At 70.0% G+C, this 16,945-nt stretch carries 18 protein-coding genes; 6 read left to right on the forward strand and 12 right to left on the reverse strand.

The features are described 5' to 3' along the window. Positions 1 to 46 precede the first annotated feature (46 nt). Both J3R08_RS02550 and J3R08_RS02555 read left to right on the forward strand, forming a co-directional pair. Positions 47 to 616 carry an RNA polymerase sigma factor gene (locus J3R08_RS02550; protein ID WP_245254658.1) on the forward strand — a complete coding sequence of 190 codons (570 nt, stop codon included), beginning with the start codon at positions 47 to 49 and terminating at the stop codon, positions 614 to 616. Further along, positions 613 to 1,458 (forward strand): hypothetical protein, encoded by an 846-nt coding sequence (locus tag J3R08_RS02555; protein WP_209959825.1) that lies wholly within the window; start codon positions 613 to 615, stop codon positions 1,456 to 1,458. Before J3R08_RS02550 ends, J3R08_RS02555 begins: the two co-directional genes overlap by 4 nt. 40 nt (positions 1,459 to 1,498) lie before the next feature. Here the strand turns inward: J3R08_RS02555 and J3R08_RS02560 are convergent, their stop codons facing one another. Further along, positions 1,499 to 2,059: a hypothetical protein gene (locus tag J3R08_RS02560; protein WP_209959827.1), complete on the reverse strand. Its 561-nt coding sequence runs from the start codon at positions 2,057 to 2,059 to the stop codon at positions 1,499 to 1,501. Between the two features lie 540 nt (positions 2,060 to 2,599). Here J3R08_RS02560 and J3R08_RS02565 point away from each other — a divergent pair. Then, entirely contained in the window at positions 2,600 to 3,790 is a 1,191-nt protein-coding gene (locus J3R08_RS02565) for an IS110 family transposase (protein ID WP_209959829.1), read from the forward strand. A gap of 219 nt (positions 3,791 to 4,009) precedes the next feature. Here J3R08_RS02565 and J3R08_RS02570 read toward each other — a convergent pair whose 3' ends face one another. Further along, positions 4,010 to 4,477 carry a hypothetical protein gene (locus J3R08_RS02570; RefSeq protein ID WP_209959831.1) on the reverse strand — a complete coding sequence of 156 codons (468 nt, stop codon included), beginning with the start codon at positions 4,475 to 4,477 and terminating at the stop codon, positions 4,010 to 4,012. Between the two features lie 267 nt (positions 4,478 to 4,744). On the opposite strand from J3R08_RS02570, the gene J3R08_RS02575 reads away from it, so the two are divergent. Then, positions 4,745 to 4,942, forward strand: coding sequence for a hypothetical protein (locus J3R08_RS02575; RefSeq protein ID WP_245254923.1), 198 nt, complete (start codon positions 4,745 to 4,747; stop codon positions 4,940 to 4,942). A 791-nt stretch (positions 4,943 to 5,733) separates the two neighbouring features. Here J3R08_RS02575 and J3R08_RS02580 read toward each other — a convergent pair. The 10 genes from J3R08_RS02580 to J3R08_RS02625 form a co-directional block, all read right to left on the reverse strand. Further along, positions 5,734 to 6,393, reverse strand: a complete 660-nt coding sequence (locus J3R08_RS02580; RefSeq protein WP_209959834.1) for a 2-phosphosulfolactate phosphatase — start codon at positions 6,391 to 6,393, stop codon at positions 5,734 to 5,736. Next, a complete protein-coding gene (locus J3R08_RS02585) occupies positions 6,390 to 6,803 on the reverse strand; it encodes a chorismate mutase (protein WP_209959836.1) in 414 nt (137 codons plus the stop codon). Before J3R08_RS02585 ends, J3R08_RS02580 begins: the two co-directional genes overlap by 4 nt. Before the next feature lie 114 nt (positions 6,804 to 6,917). After that, the gene (gene galE, locus J3R08_RS02590) at positions 6,918 to 7,925 is read right to left on the reverse strand and encodes a UDP-glucose 4-epimerase GalE (RefSeq protein WP_209959838.1); all 1,008 of its coding nucleotides are present in this window, start codon (positions 7,923 to 7,925) and stop codon (positions 6,918 to 6,920) included. After that, positions 7,922 to 9,088, reverse strand: coding sequence for an aminotransferase class I/II-fold pyridoxal phosphate-dependent enzyme (locus J3R08_RS02595; protein ID WP_209959840.1), 1,167 nt, complete (start codon positions 9,086 to 9,088; stop codon positions 7,922 to 7,924). Before J3R08_RS02595 ends, galE begins: the two co-directional genes overlap by 4 nt. 38 nt (positions 9,089 to 9,126) lie before the next feature. After that, positions 9,127 to 10,155 (reverse strand): phosphopantetheine-binding protein, encoded by a 1,029-nt coding sequence (locus J3R08_RS02600; RefSeq protein ID WP_209959842.1) that lies wholly within the window; start codon positions 10,153 to 10,155, stop codon positions 9,127 to 9,129. Positions 10,156 to 10,157: 2 nt separating this feature from the next. Next, the gene (locus J3R08_RS02605) at positions 10,158 to 11,378 is read right to left on the reverse strand and encodes an amidohydrolase family protein (protein ID WP_209959844.1); all 1,221 of its coding nucleotides are present in this window, start codon (positions 11,376 to 11,378) and stop codon (positions 10,158 to 10,160) included. Positions 11,379 to 11,442: 64 nt separating this feature from the next. Further along, positions 11,443 to 11,724 carry a cupin domain-containing protein gene (locus J3R08_RS02610; RefSeq protein WP_209959846.1) on the reverse strand — a complete coding sequence of 94 codons (282 nt, stop codon included), beginning with the start codon at positions 11,722 to 11,724 and terminating at the stop codon, positions 11,443 to 11,445. 92 nt (positions 11,725 to 11,816) lie between these two features. After that, positions 11,817 to 12,953: a hypothetical protein gene (locus J3R08_RS02615; protein ID WP_209959848.1), complete on the reverse strand. Its 1,137-nt coding sequence runs from the start codon at positions 12,951 to 12,953 to the stop codon at positions 11,817 to 11,819. Continuing rightward, positions 12,950 to 13,837: an NAD(P)-dependent oxidoreductase gene (locus tag J3R08_RS02620; RefSeq protein ID WP_209959849.1), complete on the reverse strand. Its 888-nt coding sequence runs from the start codon at positions 13,835 to 13,837 to the stop codon at positions 12,950 to 12,952. The genes J3R08_RS02615 and J3R08_RS02620 overlap by 4 nt, the downstream gene beginning before the upstream one ends. Continuing rightward, positions 13,834 to 14,283, reverse strand: a complete 450-nt coding sequence (locus J3R08_RS02625; RefSeq protein WP_209959851.1) for a hypothetical protein — start codon at positions 14,281 to 14,283, stop codon at positions 13,834 to 13,836. Before J3R08_RS02625 ends, J3R08_RS02620 begins: the two co-directional genes overlap by 4 nt. 518 nt (positions 14,284 to 14,801) lie before the next feature. Between J3R08_RS02625 and J3R08_RS02630 the strand changes: the two genes are divergently transcribed. Then, positions 14,802 to 15,641: a hypothetical protein gene (locus J3R08_RS02630; protein ID WP_209959853.1), complete on the forward strand. Its 840-nt coding sequence runs from the start codon at positions 14,802 to 14,804 to the stop codon at positions 15,639 to 15,641. Beyond that, positions 15,628 to 16,914 carry an MFS transporter gene (locus J3R08_RS02635; protein WP_209959855.1) on the forward strand — a complete coding sequence of 429 codons (1,287 nt, stop codon included), beginning with the start codon at positions 15,628 to 15,630 and terminating at the stop codon, positions 16,912 to 16,914. The genes J3R08_RS02630 and J3R08_RS02635 overlap by 14 nt, the downstream gene beginning before the upstream one ends. The last annotated feature ends 31 nt before the right edge of the window (positions 16,915 to 16,945 follow it).

The following is a 16,945-nucleotide window of genomic DNA, read 5'->3' on the forward strand; positions in this document are numbered from 1 at the left end:
GCAACAGAGCCGTCGTGGGCGGCCATAGTGTGTTGTGAGGCAACAAATGCGACCGTCGGACGAGGAGTTGTGGTCCTCGATCGCCGCCGGTGACGAGGTGGCGTTCGGTCGGCTCTTCGACCGGTACTCCCGTCCGGTCTACAACCACGCGTTCCGGCTGACCAGCTCGTGGTCGACGGCCGAGGACATCACCCAGGCAACGTTCCTCGTCGCGTGGCGCCGCCGGCACGACGCGCGACTCGTGGACGGATCGGCGCTGCCGTGGCTGCTGGTCGTCGCCACCAACGCGGTCCGCTCGGAGTGGCGGTCGACGCGCCGGTGGCTTGCGCTGATCCGGCGTCTACCGGGAGAGCGGTACGCCGATGGTGACCTCGCCGAGGACGTCTCTGCGCGGCTCGACGACGAACGGCGGATGACCGAGGTCCTCGCGGTGGTCCGCCGGTTGCCGCCTGCCGAGCGGGAAGCGGTGGCGTTGTGCCTGTGGTCCGGCGTGTCGTACCCGGACGCGGCGGCCGTGTTGGGCATCAGCGAGGTGGCGGTGCGGTCGAGGGTCAGTCGTGCGCGCAGCCGCCTGGCCCGCTTGATGCCGCAGGAGATCCAGGAGGGGAAACGGTGAACGACATTCTCGACCTGCCCGCGGAGCGGGACCTGCCACCGGAGGCGGCGCTCGCGATGCGGGCCCGGCTCCTCGGCGTCGCGAGCCCGCCTCCCGCGCGTACGCCACGACTGAGGATCGCCGCGGCTGTGGCGGCGCTGCTGACCGTGGCGTCCGGGGCCGCGGCGGTGGCGTGGGACCGGCCGGACCGCTCGACCGCACAGGTGCTGGCCATGGGGCCCGGGGAGCTGCCGCCAACGCTGCAGAAAGCGGCCGAGCAGTGCCTGCAGTGGAACTCCCCGCAACGACAGACCCGGCAGAATCCGAGTGAGCAACCCGTCCCGGTGTCCCTGGCCGACCTCGCGGTGGCTACCGAGCAAGGTGACCGCGCGCTGGTGTTGTTCATGAACGACGTCGGCTACGCCACCTGCGACGTGGAAGGGGCGGGAACACCCCGGGAGTCCGGCGGGGGCGCCACTGAGCCGTGGCCGCACGGTGACCTGCTGCCCGGGCCGGTGCAGCGGCTGCTGCTGACCTCCACCGAGCACGACGGCGGGGACGTCAACGTCAGCGGCCGGGTCAGCAGCCGCGTCCACCGGCTCGTCCTCGACCACGGCGACGGCCACACCACCACAGCGCGGCTATCCGAAGGCGCGTTCGGCCTGATGACCAACGACGCCCGACTCAAGGCCGGCAACGACCCCGAACTGGTCAGCTACGACGCCCACGGGACGGAGATCGACAGGCGTCCGCTGTTCCAGGCCGAAGACCAACTCGAGCACTGCTACGCGGACCCGGACGGGAAGCCGATCTACGGCAAACCGACCAGCGACTGCCGACCCGCCGAGAAGTGGCGAGGGTAGCCGCCGTCGGAGGCTGACCGCTGCCCCGGGGCGTGGGTCGTCACTCGCGGGTCAGCCCCGGCGGCAGCGTGTCCTCGTCGGGTCGGATCTGGCGGGCGTTGGCCACCGGGTCGCGTTCGAGGGTGTGGATCAGTGGTTCCGGGCCGCCGACGCAGGTCCAGGTGTCGTCCCAGAGCGCGGAGACCAGCCACGACCGGTCGGCGGGAAAGAACAGGTCGGGTAGCGCTCCGCGGCCGTGGCGCATGTGACCACCGGTCCGCCAGGTGAGAGCTTGCTCGGGACCGGCCTGGACCAGCACGTACGGCCAGTTCCAGTAGAGGAACACCCTCGGGGCGTGGGGGAAGACGACGTCGTGGGCGCCGGTGTCGAGGTAGGCCAGCCACCACGGCTGGTCGGGCGTGTGCGTGGTGAGGTGCGCGATGAGGGCCTGCTCGTAGGCGGCGGCGGTGACGTCGTCGGTCTGGTACGTGGTGGCGTAGGCGTCGAAGACCGGCGGGATCGCGGTGGTGATCGAGACGCCGGCAGCGGTGTGACCCGCGATCCAGCCCACGTCGGCGGCAGTGCCGACGCACCAGCCCCGCCCGTCCTTGCTGACCTGCACACCACCATTCAAGCCGCTGAGGCGACGGTTGGCGTGGGGATCAGGCCGGTCGCGGAGCGGCGGCCGGCGACCAGCCGTCGTGGGCCACGATGCCCAACGCCTGCCCCGCGCTCGGTGGAGCGCTGATGCTCGCAGGTCCCGCACATCGTGTCCGGAGCGCCGGCCGGCGACGCCGGCAGGCTCAGGGTTGCCGCGCCCGCGGGGCCGGGGTGGGGATGGCTGAAGTGTGTTCCGCCGTGATTGTGGCTGAGCCTCGAGGTGCCACCCACTTCTCGCTCCGCGGGCCGGTTGGTTGAACGGGCGCGGCCCTGCGGCCGTAGACCCTGATGCCAGGAGGCGGTGGGTATGGCTGCGTGTGTTTCGTCGAGATCGCTTGGCTCACGGTAGGAGATGCCACCCGCCGCTTCGTCGTCTGTGAGATTTGGTAGACCGCTGATGGAGATCCGCGACCTGCGTTCGCCTCGTTAGAAGGTGCCGGCAAACCCGAACCCACAGACGACGGGCCATTCGAGAGAACCGATCAACGAAGGGAGCGCGAGGGTGGCGAAGCTGTGGATCGGCGTGGACATCGGCAAGACCCACCACCACGTCGCCGCCGTCGACAGCGACGGCCGGCTGGTCTACTCCCGCAGGGTCGCCAACGACGAGACCTCACTGCTCACCGTCATGGCCGAGGTGTCGACGCACGGCCGTCCGGTCTGCTGGGCGGTGGATGTCACCACCGGCCTGTCCGCCTTGCTGCTGACCCTGCTGTGGCGGCGGCAGGTTCAGGTTCGCTACGTCTCCGGGACCGTCGCGTTCCACATGGCCGCTGCGTTCTCCGGGGAGAACAAGACCGACGCCCGCGACGCGGTCGTCATCGCGCAGACCATCCGCATGCGCCCCGACATCCCGATCCTGGCACCCTCCGACCGGCTCCTCGCCGAACTCACCGTCCTGACCAGCTACCGCGCCGACCTCGTCGGCCAGCGCGTCGCCACCCTCTTCCGGCTGCAGGAACTCCTCACCGGAATCAGCCCCGCCCTCGAACGCGCGGTCGACCTCAACCGGAAGGCCCCGATGATGGTCCTCGCCTGCTGGCAGGCCCCGGCCGCGATCCGGCACGCCGGCGTCGACCGAATCACCGCACTGCTCCGCCGAGGCCACGTCAAGAACGCCGTCCAGGTCGCCGAGGCGATGATCGCCGCCGCCCGGCAGCAGACCGTGAACCTGCCCGGACAGCGTGCCGCCGCAGTGGTGGTCGGGCAGATGGCCACCGAGATCCTCGCCCTGGAGCAGCGCATCGCCGCCGTGGACAACCTCATCGCCGAACAGCTCGACCAGCACCCGCTGGCGCCGATCATCGGGAGCCTGCCCGGCATGGGTCCCCTGCTCACCGCCGAACTGCTGGTCCACACCGCCGGCATGACCGAGTACGACAGCCCCGCGAAACTCGCCGCCCACGCCGGCCTGGCACCTGTCTCCCACGACTCCGGCACGGTCTCCGGGAACCATCGCCAGCCGAGCCGGTACCACCGAAGACTGCGGCACATTCTGTGGATGGCCGCGTTCACCGCTGCCAGGGAATGCCCCACGTCGCGTGCCTACTACGAGAAGAAACGCGCCGAAGGAAAGAACCACCGTCAAGCGATTCTCGTCCTCGCGCGACGGCGGGTTGACGTCCTCTGGGCACTTATCCGCGACCGCAAGACCTTCACTCAACCTGCACCCACAGTCCGCGCCGCAGCCTGAACCAGACCGCTCTCCGCCGACGCGACCAGGTCCGGCCGGCCGATCCGCCCTGCCCGTCAAGATCAACCGGAGTCACATGGAGACTCCTAAGACGACGCTCTATCTGTACCCATAGGCTTATGATCTGCTGGTTTCTATTCTGTTTTCACGTTAGCGGGTCGCATACGCGCGTTGCTGTGCTCGCTTGCTGAAGATCAGCAGAGCTGATGTAAGTCCTGCTCAGGCCCTGCTTCTGCCGGCTCGACGCGTCCTCGCCAAGATCCGGCGAAGTTGTCGCGCCGCGTCAGTTTGCGGTGCCGCGAGTGCGTGGGCCAGCAGCGTGGCGAGTTTGACTGCGCGTGCCGGGTGGTGATGGCTGACCCAGGTAACTCGTCCGATGAGGTATTGAGCGAAGTCGGGGTGGCCGGTCCTGTTCTGCGCGGCGAGGCCGGTGCGGGTGGCGTTGTGGAGGATGGCGCGGAGCTGGTCGTATTCGTCGCGTGGTGTGGCGGGGTGGTGGTTGACGACGAGTCCGGCGAGGAGTTGGCGGTCGGCGTGGCCGCGGAGGCGGGTCTTGCTCGCGTGGACTAGGAAGCCATCACTGCGGGCGATGTCGTCGCCGGTGGCACGGTGCTGCTCGGCGCGCGGCTGGCGTGGCTGCCCGCCTTCGTCTACGTGTGCGCCCTCTATGCCGCCGCTCCACGCCATGCCGGCGTCGTCGTCGCGGCCTGGGCCTGGCCCATCCAGCCCTCCACCACGGCAGCATCCTGGCGCACCGCCGTCACGATCTTAACCGTCGGAGCGGCAGGATTCGTGCACGGTGGGTCCCCCGCCCCGGCCGTCCGCCGCTCGAACTAAAGAGGTGTAAGGCATCGGGTACTACCGTCGGATGACGAACTGTGGTCCTCGATCGTCGCCGGTGACGAGTCGGCCTTCGGTCGATACTCCCGTCCGGTCTACAACCACGCGTTCCGGCTGACCGGGTCGTGGTCGACGGCCGAGGATGTCACCCAGGCGACCATCCTCGTCGCGTGGCGCCGCCCTCGCGACGCCCGCCTTGTGGACGGCTTGGCGCTGCCGTGGCTGCTGGTCGTCGCCACGAACGCGGGTCCGCTCTTGGTGGTGGTCGGTGCGCCGGTGGCTGGCGCTGATGTTCGCCATGGGACGGGGTGAGTTGTCGCCGACGCTGCGGGGCGCGGCCGAGCGGTGCCTGCAGTGGAACTCCCCGCATCGGCAGACCGGGCAGGACCCGAGCGCGCGACCCGTCCCGGTGTCCCTGGCCGAGCTAGCGGTGGCCATCGAGCGGGGTAACCGCGCACTGGTGTTGTGCATGAACGACGTCGACTACGCCACCTGCGACGTGGAGCGGGCGGGAACGGTCAGGAAGTCCTGCGGGGGTGCCACCGAGCCGTGGCCGCACGGTGAGTCACTGCCCAGGCCGGTGCAGCGGCTGCTGCTGACCTCAACGGAGCCGACGGCGGGGACGTCAGCGTCTGCGGCCGGGTCAGCCGAGGTCCGCCGGCTCGTACTTGACCACGGTGACGGTTACACCACCGCAGCCAGGCTCTCCGAAGGCGCGTTCGGTCTGATGACCAGCGGTGCCTGTCGGGGTACTCGTTGGAGTGCAGAGGTGAGTACGGCTGATACCTAGCTCTGCACTCCAGGCCGTACCCCGACAGTGCCCGCCTCAAGGCTGGCGACAGTTCCGAGCCGCTCAGCTACGACACCGAGGGGACGGCGATCGATAGGCGTCGCTTATTTCAGGCCGAAGGCTATCTGGAGCACCTGCTATGCGGGTCCGGACGGGAAGCGGATCTACGGCAAACCAACCAGTGGCTGCCAGCCAGCCGAAGAGTGCCGACGGTAGCCACCGTCGGAGGTTCGCAGCGGCTCGAGCTTCACTTCGCCCCAGCTGGTGAGGTTGCTCCGACCGCGGCGTCCGCCGCCGCGGTCGGAGCGGCTCATCAACCGGCCAGCTGCAGCACCAGGTCAGGACCCTGGTTGCGGGCCTCGAGCGGCCGGTCGAACCGGTCTACCATGAGGCAGAGGGCCACATCGCGCGCGTCGACCCCAGGATGCCGGTTCCGGACCAGTTCACGAAGGTGCTCCGCAGCTGGTGAACGGGCAGCCCGGCGGAGGTAACGGGGAGTGTCGTCCAGGCCGCGCAGCAGCGCAGAGATGTACTCCGCGCACGCCAGGTCCTCGTCGCCGTCCGTCACCACGAAGCTGACCTCGGCCGTCCCTCGGAGCCGCTCTGCCGTCGCCCGGGCGGTGACGAAACCGGTGCAGAAAAGTGGTGACGCGTGACGGGCGGCCACCGCTCCTTGGGTACCGGCCGTCGTCCGTTGGACGATCGCGACTCCCGTGAGGTCGTGCTCCAGCACTTGCGCGGGAGAGTTGACCAGGTCGAATCCGGCCCGAGGGGGCCCGTCGCATAGAGCACGGGCACCTGGTAGCTCTGCCTTTCTCGATAGCGCCTCGTCTAGACACCGCACCAGAATGATCCGGTCCGCGCCGGCGTGCAGCGCGAACGCCGCCGTGCTGAATGCGCGCAACACGTCGATTACCACCGCCGCGCCCTCGATGGCCGGTGCCTCGTCAATCCCGACGAATCGATGCTTCACCCTTCGTTGCTTTCCTTCCTCGGCGGCCCAGCAGGGGTCGACGCTGCCTGGTCCTGGGCCCTTCCCGCCTCCTGCCACCGCAGCGGTCCCTGCCGCGACGGCCGGAGCAGGAGCGCGGCCAACTGTGCGCCGTCCGGACCGAGGGCCGCCCGAAACCTGCGAACGACCTCGTACTCTCCGGCGAGAGCCACCCGGCTCATGCCCAGGGCAACCCGCTGGTCGCCGAGCTGACGGGCCAGCTCGGCGCGCTCGCGCAGTAGCAGGATGAGCTGGTGGTCGATTGCGTCGATGCAGACCCGGGCCTGAGGGATGGAAAAGGCTACCGGCTCGTCACCCCCCCCAATCCCGGTCGGAGCCAACTCCGCCAAGTTCAGGTCATGGGATACGTCACTGTCCTGAATGACTGACACTGCGTCGTTGACTCCATACTTTCGTGCGGGGAGGGGGCGCACGGCCACCGAGGGCAGATGAAGCCGACACTGCGGTGGCACGGACGACCTCAGCGTGGGTAACAGCTCAGGGAGCTACCCAGCGAGATCCGGCAAAAGCTGCCCGCGCCGCTCGAACCAGGTCAGGGAGTCCTTGATCCCCTCTTCGATCGGCTGCTCCGCGCGCCAGCCGAGCAGCTCGGCGGCGCGGCTGCTGCGGGTGTAGGCACCGGCCGAGTCGCCGGGACGGCGACCGGCCGTCTCGATCGGGACGGGCCGCTCCACCACCTTGTTGAACGCATCGACGAGTTCCAGGACGGTCGTGCCGGTTCCCGTGCCGAGGTTCACTACCGTGTACTGGGACGAGTCTGCCGAGAGCAGGGTGTCGAAGGCCTCGAGAGCGCGCAGATGAGCGGCGGCGAGATCCCACACGTGGACGTAGTCGCGGATCCCGGAGCCGTCCCGGGTGGGGTAGTCCAGTCCAGTCACCTGGAAGGATCGGTCGCTGTGGTATGCCTCGATGAGCTTGCCCAGGGCGTGGGTCGGCGAGGCCACCTGAAGCCCCGACCGCATCCTCGGGTCGGCGCCGATTGGATTGAAGTAGCGCAGCGACAGCACGCGCAGCGGCGTAGCGGCGGCGATGTCGGCCAGCATCTGCTCGACGACTACCTTGGTACGGGCATAGGGGCTCACGGCCTTCACGTTCGAGTGCTCGTCGACGCTGAAGTCGGCACCTGGCTCGTAGATCGAGGCGGAGGAGCTGAACAGAATACGGGTGACCCCCTTGGAAATGAGGTGGTCGACGAACTCCAGCGTCTTGGCGACATTCTCGCGGTAATAGTGAATCGGACGGGCAACCGATTCGGGTACGACGATGAGGGCCGCGCAGTGAACTACCGCATGAACGTCGGGGTGCTCGGTGAAGATCTGATCGATGATGGTGGGATCGGCGATGTCGCCCTCGTAGAAGGTGCGCCCCTCGCAGAATTCCCGGCGGCCCGTTACGAGATTGTCGAGGATCACCGGCTCGTGCCCGGAATCCATCAAATACGACGCTACCGTGCTACCGATGAATCCAGCGCCTCCCGCAATGAGAACCTTCACGTGATGTCCTTTCCAGTGGATCGCGCAGGGAACGGCTTCAGCTGCGCGCCGAGCCTAGCGGTGAGGATTGGGGCCGCCCCCTCACGGGGCGTCTCGTACCGGGGCCAAGCCCGGATCCGCGCGACGACGAGGTCGACGTCTTCGGGCGCCACGGCCACCGCCAAGCGGACGAAGTGGCGGGAGGCACCGAACTCCGCTCCGGGTGCTCCCACCAGCTCGCACTCGTTCCGCAGCACCTGTGCGGCGTCACCGTGTTCCGGCAGCTCCCTTACACGCAGCCAGAGGAAGTAGGTCGCGCCGGGAGCGTGCACGTCGACCCCGCGGCACCTCCGCAACTCGGCCGCGATCCGTTGCTGGTTGATGCGCAGTCGGTCGCGCGTAGCCCGCAGCCACGGAGTGTCCCGTTCGTACGCTGCCGCCAGGGCCGCCTGCTGGATGCCCCGTGCAGCGGCCAAGCTGTACCGGGTACCGCTGCGGAGACGGGCTATCAGCTCCGAGTTCTGGCTGAACATCACCGACCCGCCGATGCCAGCAAGGTTATGCGACTTGGTGGCACCGGTGATGGTCAGGGTGCGCTGTGGGGCGATCGCCGCCATCGGCAGATGCTGTCCCCGCAGGGTGAGCCGGGCGTACACCTCGTTCGACACGATCAGCAGGTCGTGCCGTTCCGCGACGTCACTGATCGCCCGCAGCTCGTTCGGGCCGAACTGGTGGCCGGTCGGGTTGTGCGGATGGGAAAGATGAATGAGGCGAGTGCCCGGCACCATCCGACGTTCCAGTTCCGCAGCGTCCCAGGCCGGTGTGGCCCACGGGTCGAGATCGACCGCGATGGCCCGCGCTCCGGCGGCATTGATCGAGTCCGGAATGCTGTGGTACGCCGGACTGAAGTAGAGCCCGGCTTCGCCCGGCGCGAGCAGCTCGCGCATAACGTGATACGTCTGCGTCACTATCCCTGCAGCGAGGAGGACGTTCCCCCGGGGCACCGTCAGGCCGTGCTCTCGATGGTAGTGGTCCACCAACGTCCCGGCGATGTCGTTGTCGGTGTATGGGGGGCTGTAGGTGAGCGGGCCGAGCAGCAGGCGCTGGACCCGTTCGACCACTGCCGGGTCGGTCGAAAAGTCCATCTCGGCGACGTTGAGCGGGATCAGCTCGGAGCCCGCCACCGCCGCCCACCTCGCCGAACGAGCCACCATGCCGTCCCTCACGAGCCCTGCTCCTCGCAGTCGACGAGGCTCGCCGCGATGACCTTGAGGACCTGCTCGTCGTGCAGCATCTGGTGGTGTCCCACGGAGACGTCGACCTGCGCGAAGTCGGGGAATTCCAGCTCCGACCAGTCGGGCAGCCGGCAGCCGACCGCGGCCACCTCCTCCGGGTCGTCGCGGTCCGGGGCGGAGAAGAGTCGTACCGGGGCGGCCACCGGCTCGGGCAGGTGGCCCGAGATGCTGTGCCGGAGCATCGCGGCGACCCGCAGCCGAGCCAGGAACGCTGCGTGGTCGGTCTCCACCAGGCCGTTGGGACTGTGCGCGCTGAGCAGCTCGAACACCGCCTCCGGCCGGAGCTCCTCGGGGTCGGTGGTCAGCCCGGCGGAGTGGACCAGGCCGGCCAGCCGCGCCCGGATCAGCTCCTCCGGGTCGATCGGGGGCGCGTAGAGCGAGGTGTTGAAGAGGTTGACGGAGAGGACCTCCCAGCCCTCGACGAGCAGCCGTCGGGCCAGTTCCACCGCCAGGTTGCCGCCCAGGCAGAAGCCGCCGAGGTGGAGCCGGCGGGGCAGCCCGGCGGCGGTCATCAGCGCGGCGAAGTCGGCGACCAGCTCGGCGAGGCTGGCGAACGGCTCCCCCTCCTCGGGCCGCAGACCCTTGGCCGTGGCCGCGTACACGGGGCGATCCAGCGGGTAGCTGGCCAGGCTGTTCAGCCCGATCACGCCGCCGCCGCCGGAGGGGAGCAGCATCAGCGGCGCTCGTGCGCCGTCCGGCGCGAGCGTTAGCAGCCGTCCCCAGCTCTCATTCTCCGTACGCAGCGCCTGGCTGATGCCCCGGAGGGTGCGGGCCTCGAAGACGGTGCCCAGATCCACCGGCAGCCCGGTCGCCTTTCGCAGCGCGACGGCGAGGCGGGCGGCAAGCAGGGAATCGCCGCCGGCGTCGAAGAAATCCTCGTCCAGGTGCGCCGCGGCGACACCGAGCACCCGGGACCACTGGGTGGCGACGACCACCTCGATCGTGTCTCGCATCATGCCTACCGATCCAGCTTGACGGGGTGCGGCCACGCCATGCCGTCGGGCACGCGTACGGCGACCCCGCGGGAGACGACCAGCGCCGGAGCCCGGAGCACGGTCAGGTCAGCCGTTGGGTCGCCACCGACCGCGATCAGGTCCGCGTCGTGTCCGCCGGCGATCCGGCCGGTGGTGTCGCTGAGGCCTAGGGCCAGGGCGGCGCCGGCGGTGGCGGAGCGCAGCACCTGGCGGGGGGTGAGACCGAAGTCGGGCATGATCTCGAGCCCATCGACCAGCGAGCCGTGCGCGATGTTCTGGATCCCGGCGTCGGTGCCGGCAATCACCGGCACCCCGGCCTCGATCAGCTCCCGCAGGTGCTCTCGGCGTTCCCGCCAGTCGATGCGACCGCTCGGGTTGCGGGCGTTCCCGTTGACGGTGGGGCAGACGACGGTGCCCAGGTCGACCATCCGGTCGACCACTGCTCGGTCGAACTCCAGCCGGCCGTCCCCGACCCAGGTGCAGTGTTCGATTGTGTCGCAGCCGGCCTCGACGGCGTCGCGGATGCCCTGCGTGCCGTGGGCGTGCGCGGCCACCGGGAGGCGCAGCCGGTGCGCTAGGCGGGTCACTGCGCGCAGTGTGTCGGCCCCGAACTGCGGCGCCCCCGGCTGGGTACGCGTGGTCAGAAAGCCTCCGGTCGCCATGATCTTCACGACCTGCACGCCACTGTCGTGGCTTAGCCGGATCCGGTCGGCCACCGCGTCGTCGTCCGCGCAGGCACCCCCCAGGTACCAGCAGTGGCCGTCGGGAACGGTGATCGGGGCACCCGCCGGCACCACCCGGGCGCCCAGCGCCGGGTCGGCCGCAGTGGCCCGGGCGACCGCCACGTCGAGGAACGACCGGGCGCCGAGGTCGCGGACCGTGGTGACGCCCGCCAGCAGGTGCCGGTGGGCGTTGGCCGTCATCTCCTTGAGCAGTACGGTGTCGTCCACCGCGGCCAACGCGGCGGCCGGGTCGGGGCCGGTGTCGAAGGCCAGGTGCACGTGGGCGTCGATCAGGCCGGGCAGCAGGGTGAGCCCGCCCAGGTCGCACTCGTCCAAGCCGCGCAGCACCTCGGGCAGCTCCGCCCGAGGGCCCGCCCACAGGATGCGGCGTTCTACCACCGCGACGGCCGCGTCGGGCGTGAGCAGCTCGTCGTCGCCGAGGAGCGCCCGTCCCGCGCGGAGCAGGTAGGCGTGTGGTGCCATACGGTCCACCGATCGTGAGGAGTGGTCGGACGCCGCTGGCGTCCGAGAGGGGACGGGTGGGCGGTCAGCCCGCGCTCGCCTGCTCCAGGGATTCCACCGCCCGGTGCCGGTCGGTCTCGGCGAAGATCTCGATGACATGGGTGCCCGGGTCGAGGGTCGCGCCGTGCTCCTGCTGGTCGTCGATGACGAAAAACGCGCCGGGCCGGTGAGTGGTGGTGGTTTCCTCCACGGTGAGGTGCACGGCGCCGGAGAGCACCAGTCCGACCTGCGGGCCGTGGCGGTGCGGTGGCACGGTCCCGCCGTCGGCGAACGACCAGAGCACGACCTGGCCCTGCGGGCTCGACATGAGCCGGCCTTCGGCGCCGGGGAAGTTGACGGCCGCACGCGGCAGGGCCTCAATCCAGTCTGGGTACACGTTTCTGTCCACTTCTCTCGATGTCAGTCCTGCGCCGTGGCGTCGCGCCCGAAGTTCCGGTCGCCGAGCCGTCCGTAGTACTGCCGACGCAGGGCGATCCAGTCGCCGCGGCGATCGGTGTCGACCAGGCCGACCGAGCCGTGGGCCAGTTCGGCTTGTAGCCGTCGCACCGCTGCCCGCTCGGCCTCGTCAGTCGCCGGCCACTCCTCCAGGTACGCGTGCAGGACCTTGGCGATCCCGTCCTGCTGCCCGGGCTCGAGGTGCGCGGTGAGCAGAAGCAGAAGGCAGTGCCGGAACAGCAGCAGTTCCCCGGCTGTGCCGGCGAGCCGGTCGGCGAGCACCTGCGGCACGTCGCCGAGGTCACCGGGGGGCAGGCCCAAGTAGGCCGTGACACCGCCGACGAGACAGCGTCGGACGCTCTCCCGCTGCAGCGCGTCGGGGCCGTCGACCTCGCGGAGGCGGATCAGCTTCGCCACCTCCTCGACGGGCAGGTGCGGGGCCAGAATCGCCGGGGCGTCCCGGTCCAGAAGATCGCCGTATCGCTGGACGTGTCCGTCGACCGCGCCGACGATCAGCCGCATCCCCTCCAGCGCGCACTTCATCAGATGCGTCTCGGCGGCATCCCGGAAGTGCTTCGAACCGGCGAACTGGCTCTCCGTGTGCGGATAGAGCAACCAGCCGCTGAGCTGGTGCGCGAACAGCTCCAGGTGGTCCTCGACGGTGATCCGGTGAGTGACCGGACACTGGGCGTCGGCGGGACCGCCGATCCGGTTCGGCCAGCCCAGCGCCAGGTCCGCGGCGATGAAGGAGCGCATCAGCCGCGCCCGGTCGTACCGGACGACGAAGCCGGTGGTCAGCAGGTCCGGCCGCCGTCGTGCCAGCCAGGGGACCACCTCGTGCACCGGGTGCGCGGCCTCGTCGTCGGCAACCAGCAGCACCAGATCGAGGTCGGACTCCAGTCGCCACCGGCCACCGTCGTAGGTCACCGACGGCTCCTGCCGGCCGAGGGACCCACTGATCACCACGGTCGTGTCGGGGATCCGCAGCTCGTCCAGGACGGCGCGGACGTCGTCCGGGTAGGTTTCCAGCTGCGCGGTGACCTGATCCCGTGCCTCGGCGGGCACGAAGCGCGAGTGCGCGAACCACCGTGGTGTCATCATGACCCCACCACCCGTCGTACCGCCCCCATGTCCAGATCGCCCAGGCCCTGGGCCACCGCCGCCGCGAACCCGTGCCGAACCGCCGCAGTCAACGGGGTCTTCAGTCCGGTCTCGTGGGCCAGCTCCGCCGCGTACGCAACGTCCTTGGCCATCAGCCCGAGTCGGCAGCGGACGTCCTTGTACTCGTCGCGCAGCATCCGGGGCCCGTAGCCGGAGGCGACACCCTGCCCCCAGCCGTAACTCGACATGATCTCCACGACCAGTTCGGGGTCGAGGCCGAGCCGTTCCACCAGGGCCAGGTGCTCGGCGAAGCCGGCGAGCACCACGGCGGCGAAGAGGTTGTGCGCCAGCTTGAACCGGGTCGCGGCACCCACCGGCCCCAACCGGTACCGCCGTTCCGTGAAACAGTCGCTGAAGCTCTCGTAGCGGGCGAAGTCGTGGTCGGAGCCGCCGACGAAGGCCACCAGGGTGCCGGTCGTGGCGCGCGGGACGCTACCGGTGACCGGTGCGTCGACCGCCCCCGCGCCGGCTTCGCCGACCGCCGCCGCCCACTCGTCGACCCGGTGGGCCGAGACCGTGGACGCTTCCACGGCGAGCGCGCCGGGGCGCAGCGTACGGACGGCGCCCTCCGGGCCTTGCCAGACCGCGCGGCTAGCTCCGTCGTCCGAAACCATCGAGAGCACCACGTCCGCACCCGCCGCGGCCTCGGCGGGTGACCGGCGCACCTCGTCCGCCGTCGCCCCCGCATCGAGCCAGCTCTCCGGACGTCGGTTGTAGAGCCGCAACGTCCAGCCCACCTGACGCAGGTGGGGGGCGATCGCCCGGTTCATCACCCCGGCCCCGAGCAGCGCCACGATGCCGGCCGCAGGTGCCGAAGGGGTCATACCTGCGCCCCGAGCGGGGCGTATAGGCACCACACCATCGTCGGGGTCAGCACCGAGAGTGGGCGCAGCTCGCTCATGCCCTGCACCACGTCGAGGGAGGCGATGCAGGCATCGGCCTCGCCGTCCGCCACGGCCCGGGCCGCCTTCGGCTTCGCGTTAACCGTCCTGACCTCGGCCTCCACCGGCAGGGTCTCGCGTACCAGTTGGAGGGTCGACGGGTGCGCGACGACGGTGCGCACCTCGCTGACGTCCCGGTCGAGATCGGCCCGGACGGCGACGCACATCGGCTTGGTCGGTGACTCCCACACGCCCACCACCCGCATCGTCCTGCGTGTGCGGAAGTGCAGGTTGACCCAGCTGTCGACCAGCCGGTCACCGTCCAGGTCGAGGAAGCCGGCTGCGACCAGCGCCAGGTTGTCTGTCTCCTCGGCCTCCTGCATGGCCAAGGAGAACGAGGGGCAGAGCGAGACCGTAGCCCCGATACGACTAGCCTCGGCGTAAGCGTCAGTCCCAGACGGACCGAGCGTCATCACCGTCCGGGTGCGCAGCCACTCATCGATACCCGATGTCGACACTGCCCCTCCTGGCGCGAATGACACTGAGGGCAGCGCAGTACGGCGACACGTCCTAGCAGGACAGTCGTACCGAGCCCCCCGTTGGCTCGCGGAAGCATTGCACACGGTTCATCACTCTGCAACATCCACTCGATCCCGAAGCCTGGGACGACTGAGGGCCTCGCGAGGCGCCGTTCGACTGCCTTCGCGGTGGCCTAAGCGAAGGCTGAATCGCTCCCGACGGGGGTGCCTCCGGAACGGCCGAGGGGGCTCGACGGTGGGCCTACGGCTGTGGTTACATTTGCGGCCGGTCATAAGACCGAACCATCGAGAGCTGGTTGCGAAGCTTCACGGGGGACGGAAGCTGCTCCGACAGTTCCGTGCGTCCAACTGCATCGACAGAGGTAAACGTGACACTCGACCTGTGGCGCGTCCTGCGCCCCGGAGGGGCTCTGCCGTCCGTGCTCGCCTTCGACTTCGGCCCCGGACGGGCCGGGGCCGGCTTCGCCGACCTCGTCGAGCTGCTGCCCGAGGACGTGCCGGTCCTGGAGGCGGTCCCGCCGGACGAACTCGACGCGGTGGACACCGTGCAGTCGGTCGAGGCTCGGCTGCGGCTGCTGGTCGACGGGATCACCGCAGAGGGCCGCGAGGTCGCGGTGGCGGTCGGCTACTGTGCCGGATCCGCGCCGGCCCGGTCGGCGGCCGCGCTGCTGGGTGCCACTGGACGGCCCGCGCCGCAAGTAGTGCTGGTCGACCCCGAGACCGTCGACCGGCTGACCCTCGTGCAGGCGTACGAGACGGCGCTCTCGTCGCTGCGCGGCATGGACCGTGGGCTGGCCGACGAGCCGCCCCTGCCTGCGGGCTGGGCGGACGACGCCGGCGAACCGGTGGCTGACACGCGGCTGCTGCTGGACAGTTACGTGACTACCGTGACCGCGTCCTTCGCCCGGATGAAGCTGCCTGCCAAACTCGGCGCCCAGCTGGGGGCCCGGTTCCACCGCTACTTGGCATACCTGCTGATGAGCGCGCTCACACCGGCGGCTCCGGCGGCCGGCGTGCGGATCCTGGGGTCCGCCGGGTACGTGCTCGACCCGCTCTTTACCGGCGAGCTCCGCCGGCTGGACGTGGACCGCGACCGGATGCTCGCCACCCCCGCCGTGGCCGAGGAGGTCCGCCGGGCGGTGGAGGCACACGAGTCGACCTGGCGGGAGGTCGTCGTGACACGAGGAGCAGGCTATGTTCAGCAGTGACAAGTTCGGCCCGCTGGCCAGCGGGCCGTACCGGCTGTTGTGGATCAGCCGGACGGCGTCCGGCCTCGGCGACGCCCTGATGCCGGTCACCGTGGTCTTCGCGGTGATCCACGTCGGCGGCTCCGCCGCGGACGTCGGCTCGGTCCTCGCGGTGTCGACGCTGGTCCGCGTCGGGCTGCTGCTCATCGGCGGCGTGCTGGCCGACCGGATGCCCCGGCGGCTGCTCCTGCTCGGCGGTGACGGCTTCCTGGCCTTCCTGCATGGCGCGGTGGGCCTGCTACTGCTCACCGGCCATGCGTCGGTCGGGCTGATCCTGGCCGCCTCCGCGCTGTTCGGGGCCGCTTCGTCGATCTCGAAGCCGGCGTTGACCGGGCTCGTGCCGCAACTCGCGCCGCGGGACAAGCTTCAGCAGGCGAACGCGCTGATGGGCATGTCGGCGACCGCGTCGCGGATGTTCGGCCCGGCGGTCGCCGGTGGTCTGGTGGCCCTCTCGGGTCCCGCCTGGGGATATCTGATCGACGCCACGTCCTTCGTGGTGAGCGCCGCCTGCCTGCTCTTCCTGCGGGTACCGCCGTCGACTCCGCGCGAGCGCAAGCATTTCCTCGAGGAGCTGGTGCACGGCTGGCGCGAGCTGCGGATCCGGCGCTGGTACTGGCTCACGCTGACCGGTCATGCGGTGTGGAACTTCGCGATCTGCCCGCTCTTCGTGCTGGGCCCGATCATCTTCGCCAGCAAGCAGGGCACGGCCCTGAACTGGGGCCTGATCAGCACGGGCCTGGCGGTCGGCGCGTTCCTGGGCGGCATCGTCGCGCTGCGCTGGCGGCCCCGCCGCCCACTCGTGGCCGGCCACTTGGCGCTCGGCCTGACGGCCTTCGAGCTGCTGGCCCTCATTGGGCCGATGCCGGCGCTGGTGGTCGCCGCCACCGCGCTCGTCGGCTCCGCTGGCATGACCTACATCAACGAGGTGTGGGACACCACGGTCCAGCAGGTCGTGCCGGAGGCGGTAATCTCCCGGGTCAGCTCCTACGAGGCGCTCATCTCCGTCGTCATTATGCCGCTGGGCTACGCGGTCACCGGGCCGGTCGCGGAGCGGGTGGGGGACACCCGCACCCTCCTCGGTGCCGCCGCGCTCATCGTCCTGTCGACCTGTGCGCTGGTGCTGGTGCCCGAGATCCGACAGGTACGCCAGCAGCGCGACGGCCTGATCGTCTGCCCGCCGTCAATGGTGCCGGCTGCCGGGGCGGCGCCGGAAGCGGCCAAAGTGCCCGTCTGACCACGACGGACGCGGATGGCCGTCCCTCGAG

It is taken from the genome of Micromonospora sp. HB375 (assembly GCF_017872985.1).
In the GTDB taxonomy this organism is placed as follows: Bacteria; Actinomycetota; Actinomycetes; order Mycobacteriales; family Micromonosporaceae; genus Micromonospora; species Micromonospora chalcea.

Bases quoted from the DNA above. Each gene is read 5' to 3' on its own strand.
- J3R08_RS02550 (WP_245254658.1), top strand. From the start codon at position 47: ATGCGACCGTCGGACGAGGAGTTGTGGTCCTCGATCGCCGCCGGTGAC.
- J3R08_RS02570 (WP_209959831.1), bottom strand. From the start codon at position 4,477: ATGGCGTGGAGCGGCGGCATAGAGGGCGCACACGTAGACGAAGGCGGG.
- J3R08_RS02600 (WP_209959842.1), bottom strand. From the start codon at position 10,155: ATGATGCGAGACACGATCGAGGTGGTCGTCGCCACCCAGTGGTCCCGG.
- J3R08_RS02605 (WP_209959844.1), bottom strand. From the start codon at position 11,378: ATGGCACCACACGCCTACCTGCTCCGCGCGGGACGGGCGCTCCTCGGC.
- J3R08_RS02610 (WP_209959846.1), bottom strand. From the start codon at position 11,724: ATGTCGAGCCCGCAGGGCCAGGTCGTGCTCTGGTCGTTCGCCGACGGC.
- J3R08_RS02615 (WP_209959848.1), bottom strand. From the start codon at position 12,953: ATGATGACACCACGGTGGTTCGCGCACTCGCGCTTCGTGCCCGCCGAG.
- J3R08_RS02620 (WP_209959849.1), bottom strand. From the start codon at position 13,837: ATGACCCCTTCGGCACCTGCGGCCGGCATCGTGGCGCTGCTCGGGGCC.
- J3R08_RS02635 (WP_209959855.1), top strand. From the start codon at position 15,628: ATGTTCAGCAGTGACAAGTTCGGCCCGCTGGCCAGCGGGCCGTACCGG.